This is a genomic window from Bordetella petrii (assembly GCF_020991325.1).
Taxonomy (GTDB): Bacteria; Pseudomonadota; Gammaproteobacteria; order Burkholderiales; family Burkholderiaceae_B; genus Bordetella_A; species Bordetella_A petrii_E.
In genome coordinates this window covers 1-4,812 of sequence record NZ_JAJMLX010000315.1, presented here as the reverse complement: position 1 = coordinate 4,812, position 4,812 = coordinate 1, and the positions used below count along the sequence as shown (strand labels likewise).

At 66.9% G+C, this 4,812-nt stretch carries 3 protein-coding genes; all 3 read right to left on the bottom strand.

Features of this window, described 5'->3' with window-relative positions; translation table 11 throughout:
* On the bottom strand, positions 1–519 hold a 519-nt coding region (locus tag LPZ50_RS21745; RefSeq protein WP_230664867.1), incomplete at its 3' end, for a formate dehydrogenase accessory sulfurtransferase FdhD.
* A gap of 12 nt (positions 520–531) precedes the next feature.
* A complete protein-coding gene (fdhF, locus tag LPZ50_RS21740; RefSeq protein ID WP_230664865.1) occupies positions 532–3,408 on the bottom strand; it encodes a formate dehydrogenase subunit alpha in 2,877 nt (958 codons plus the stop codon).
* 17 nt (positions 3,409–3,425) lie between these two features.
* Positions 3,426–4,812: NADH-ubiquinone oxidoreductase-F iron-sulfur binding region domain-containing protein (locus LPZ50_RS21735; RefSeq protein WP_230664863.1), on the bottom strand; the 1,387-nt coding region annotated here is incomplete at its 5' end.

The window sequence follows — 4,812 nt, the reverse complement described above, 5'->3', positions numbered from 1 at the left end:
GGCCGCGGCATGGGTGGCGCCGGTGATGTCGTGCAGTTCCTGGCTGGCGCGCATGGCGCGCATGGCGGCCAGTACCGACGGCAGCGGCACGGCCTGGCCGTCGGGCACGGTAGGCACCTGCCGCAAGACTTCGGGCAGCGTTTCCACGCCGCACAGGCCGCAGCCCGTAAGGCCGGCCATGGCGCGGCGCCGGGTCTTCAGGCGCATCGCGCAGGCGCTGGATATTTCCACCTGCAGCACCACGCCGTTGAACTGCGGCACCACGTCGATGCCGCGGATGTCGGCCGGGCTGTCGACGATGCCTTCGGTCAGCGAGAAACCCAGCGCGAAATCTTCCAGGTCGGCCGGGGTGGCCAGCATGGTGGCGTGGCTGATGCCGTTGTATTCCAGCGCCACGGGGGTTTCTTCGGCCACGCGGTCGATCTGGGTGGCGGCCACGACGGCGCCGCCGCGCACGCGCAGCACCGCCGCATCGGCGCAGTCGGGCCGCGATGGCGGGGCGGAATAGCTGCGGTCCATGGCTCGTGGCACCTACTTGCCGCTGAACGCGGCTTCGGTTTCGCGGGCGCGTTCTCGCAGCAGTTTTTGCTGCACGTCCGAGAAGCGCGACCATTGCCGCTGCCATTCCGACGGTTGCGAAACGCGCATCACCTGCACCGCCGTCACCTTGTACTCGGGGCAGTTGGTGGCCCAGTCGGAATTGTCGGTGGTGACGACGTTGGCGCCCGATTCGGGGAAGTGGAAGGTGGTGTACACCACTCCCGGCTGCACGCGGTCGGTCAGGGTGGCGCGCAGCACGGTTTCGCCGGACCGGCTTTGTATGCCCACCCAGTCGCCTTCGCTTACGCCGCGGTCTTCGGCGTCTTGAGGGTGCATTTCCAGCACGTCCTCGCTGTGCCACGCCACGTTCTCGGTGCGGCGGGTCTGGGCGCCCACGTTGTACTGCGACAAGATGCGGCCCGTGGTCAGCAGCAGCGGGAACTTGCGGGTGCTGCGTTCTTCGGAAGGCACGTACTTGGTGATCATGAATTTTCCCTTGCCGCGTACGAACTCGTCGATATGCATGATGGGCGTGCCGTCGGGCGCCGTGTCGTTGCACGGCCATTGCAGGCTGCCCAGGCGGTCGAGCTTGGCATAGCTGACGCCCGAGAACGTGGGCGTCAGCCGCGCGATCTCGTCCATGATCTCGCTGGGGTGGCCGTAGTTCATGGGGTAGCCCAGCGCGTTCGACAATGCGGCGGTCACTTCCCAGTCGGACAGGCCGTTGCGCGGTTCCATGACCTTGCGCACGCGCGAAATGCGGCGTTCGGCGTTGGTGAAGGTGCCGTCTTTTTCCAGGAACGACGAGCCGGGCAGGAACACGTGCGCGTACTTGGCGGTTTCGTTCAGGAACAGGTCCTGCACCACAATGCATTCCATGGCTGCCAGGGAAGCGGCCACATGCTGGGTGTTGGGGTCGGACTGCACGATGTCTTCGCCCTGGCAGTACAGGCCCTTGAAGCTGCCGGCCAGGGCCGCCTCGAACATGTTGGGAATGCGCAGGCCGGGCTCGGGCTGGATGGTGACGCCCCAGTCGGCTTCGAACTGGGCGCGCACGGTGGAATCCGAGACATGGCGGTAGCCCGGCAGTTCGTGCGGGAACGAGCCCATGTCGCACGACCCCTGCACATTGTTCTGCCCGCGCATCGGGTTCACGCCTACGCCCTCGCGGCCGATGTTCCCGGTGGCCATGGCCAGGTTGGCAATCGCCATCACGGCGGTGGAACCCTGGCTGTGCTCGGTAACGCCCAGGCCGTAGTAGATGGAACCGTTGCCGCCCGTGGCGTACAGGCGGGCGGCGCCGCGCAGGTGCTCGGCCGGCACGCCGGTGATGGCCTCGGTGGCTTCGGGCGAATGCTCGGGGCGCGCCACGAAGTCGCGCCATTCGTTGAAGGCCTTGGGTTCGCAGCGCTGGGCCACGAAGTCTTCGGCCACCAGTTGTTCGGTAACGATGACGTGCGCCAGCGCCGTCAGCACGGCCACGTTGGTGCCCGGACGCACGGGCAGGTGATAGTCGGCCTTGATGTGGGGCGAGTTCACCAGTTCGATGCGGCGCGGGTCGATGACGATCAGGCGCGCGCCCTGGCGCAGCCGGCGTTTCAGGCGCGAGGCGAACACCGGGTGGGCGCTGCTGGGGTTGGCCCCCATCATGATCACCACGTCAGTGTGCATGACGGAATCGAAGGTTTGCGTACCGGCCGATTCACCCAGCGTCTGCTTCAGGCCATAGCCTGTAGGCGAATGGCAGACCCGCGCGCAGGTGTCCACGTTGTTGGTGCCGAACGCCGCGCGCACCAGTTTCTGGACCAGCCAGGTTTCTTCGTTGGTGCAGCGCGATGAGGTAATGCCGCCGATGGCGTCGCGGCCATGGCTGGCCTGGATGCGGCGGAACTCGGACGCGGCATAGTCGATGGCTTCCTGCCACGACACTTCGCGCCACGGATCGGTAATGGCCTTCCGTATCATTGGCTTGAGCACGCGTTCCTTGTGCGTGGCATAGCCCCAGGCGAACCGGCCCTTCACGCAGGCGTGGCCGCGGTTGGCCTGGCCGTCTTTCCAGGGCACCATGCGCACCACTTCCTGGCCTTTCATTTCGGCCTTGAAGCCGCAGCCCACCCCGCAATAGGCGCAGGTGGTTATTACCGAGTGTTCGGCCTGGCCCATCATGATGATGGTTTTTTCCTGCAGGGTGGATGTGGGACAGGCCTGCACGCAGGCCCCGCAGGACACGCATTCACTGTCCAGGAAGGGCTGGTCCTGGCCGGCCGACACGCGCGAGTCAAAGCCCTTGCCGGAAATCGTCAGCGCGAAGGTGCCCTGGGTTTCCTCGCAGGCCCGCACGCAGCGGTTGCACACGATGCACTTGGACGGATCGTACGAAAAATACGGGTTGGACGCGTCGGTTTGCGCCTGCAGGTGGTTGCTGCCTTCGTAGCCGTAGCGCACGGCCCGCAGGCCCACCACGCCGGCCATGTCCTGAAGTTCGCAGTCGCCGTTGGCGGGGCAGGTCAGGCAGTCAAGGGGGTGGTCGGAAATATACAGTTCCATCACGCCGCGCCGCAGGTCGTGCAGCTTGGGCGTGGCGGTATGCACCACCATGCCGTCCTCGGCCGGGGTCGTGCATGACGCCGGATAGCCGCGGCGGCCGTCGATCTGCACCAGGCACAGCCGGCACGAGCCAAAGGGTTCCAGGCTGTCGGTGGCGCACAGTTTGGGGATGTTGATGCCGGCCTCGGCCGCGGCGCGCATCACCGACGTGCCTTCCGGCACGGAGATTTCCTGGCCGTCGACGGTCAGGGTGACAAGGCGGGCGGCCACGCGGGCGGGAGTACCCAGGTCGCGCTCGCGCATGATGACGGTTTCGAGCATGGCGGATCTCGCTATGTTCAGGCCGGGTGCGCGGCTGCTTGCGCGGCCACCCCGAAGTCTTCAGGAAAATGGTTCAGCGCGGACAGCACCGGGTAGGGCGTCATGCCGCCCAGCGCGCACAGTGAACCGCCCAGCATGGTGTCGCACAAATCGCGCAGCAGATGTACCTGCTGTTCATGCTGCGGGCCGCGCGCCACGATCTTGTCCAGCGTTTCCACGCCGCGCACCGCGCCGATGCGGCACGGCGTGCACTTGCCACAGGATTCCACGGCGCAGAACTCCATGGCGTAGCGCGCCATGCGGGCCATGTCGACGGTATCGTCGAAGGCCACGATGCCTCCGTGGCCCACCATGGCCGAGATGCCCATGTAGGCTTCGTAGTCCAGCGGCACGTCCCATTGCGATTCGGGCAGGTAAGCGCCCAGCGGGCCGCCCACTTGCACGGCGCGCAGCGGCCGGCCCGAGGCGCTGCCGCCGCCGAAGTCGAACAGCAGTTCGCGCAGTGTCAGCCCGAAGGCCGCTTCGACCAGGCCGCCATGCTTCAGGTTGCCCGCCAGTTGGAAGGGCAGGGTGCCCTGCGAGCGGCCCATGCCGTAATCACGGTAATAGGCCGCGCCGCGCGCCAGGATGATGGGCGCCGAGGCCAGCGAAATGACGTTGTTGATGACGGTGGGCTGGCCGAACAGCCCGGCGATGGCCGGCAGGGGCGGCTTGGCGCGTACCACGCCGCGCTTGCCTTCCAGGCTTTCCAGCAGCGAGGTTTCTTCGCCGCAGATATAGGCGCCGGCGCCCTTGCGCACTTCCAGGTCGAAGCGCCGGCCGCTGCCCAGGATGTCGTCGCCCAGCCAGCCCGCGGCACGCGCGGCGTCGATGGCGGCGTTCAGCGTGGCGATGGCGTGCGGGTATTCAGAGCGCACATAGATATAGCCATAGGTGGCGCCTACCGCCAGGCCGGCGATGGCCATGCCCTCGAGCAGTACACAGGGATCGCCTTCCATCAGCAGGCGGTCGGAGAACGTGCCCGAATCGCCTTCGTCCGCGTTGCAGACGATGTATTTCTGCGGCGCGGGCGTGGTGGCCACGGTTTTCCACTTGATGCCGGTGGGAAAGGCCGCGCCGCCGCGTCCGCGCAGGCCCGACTGGGTGATTTCCTGGACGATGTCTTCCGGCGCCATGGCCAGGGCGCGCCGCAGGCCTTGCAGGCCTTCGTGGGCCTGGTAGTCATCGGTGGAAAGGGGGTCGATGATGCCTACCCTGGCGAAGGTCAGGCGTTGTTGTTTTTTCAGGTAGGGGATGTTTTCGGTGGGCCCCAGGCACAGCGGGTGCGCGCCGCCCTGCAGCCAGCCCGCGTCGAACAGGCCGGCCACATCGTCGGCCTGCACCGGGCCGTAGGCGATGCGCCCC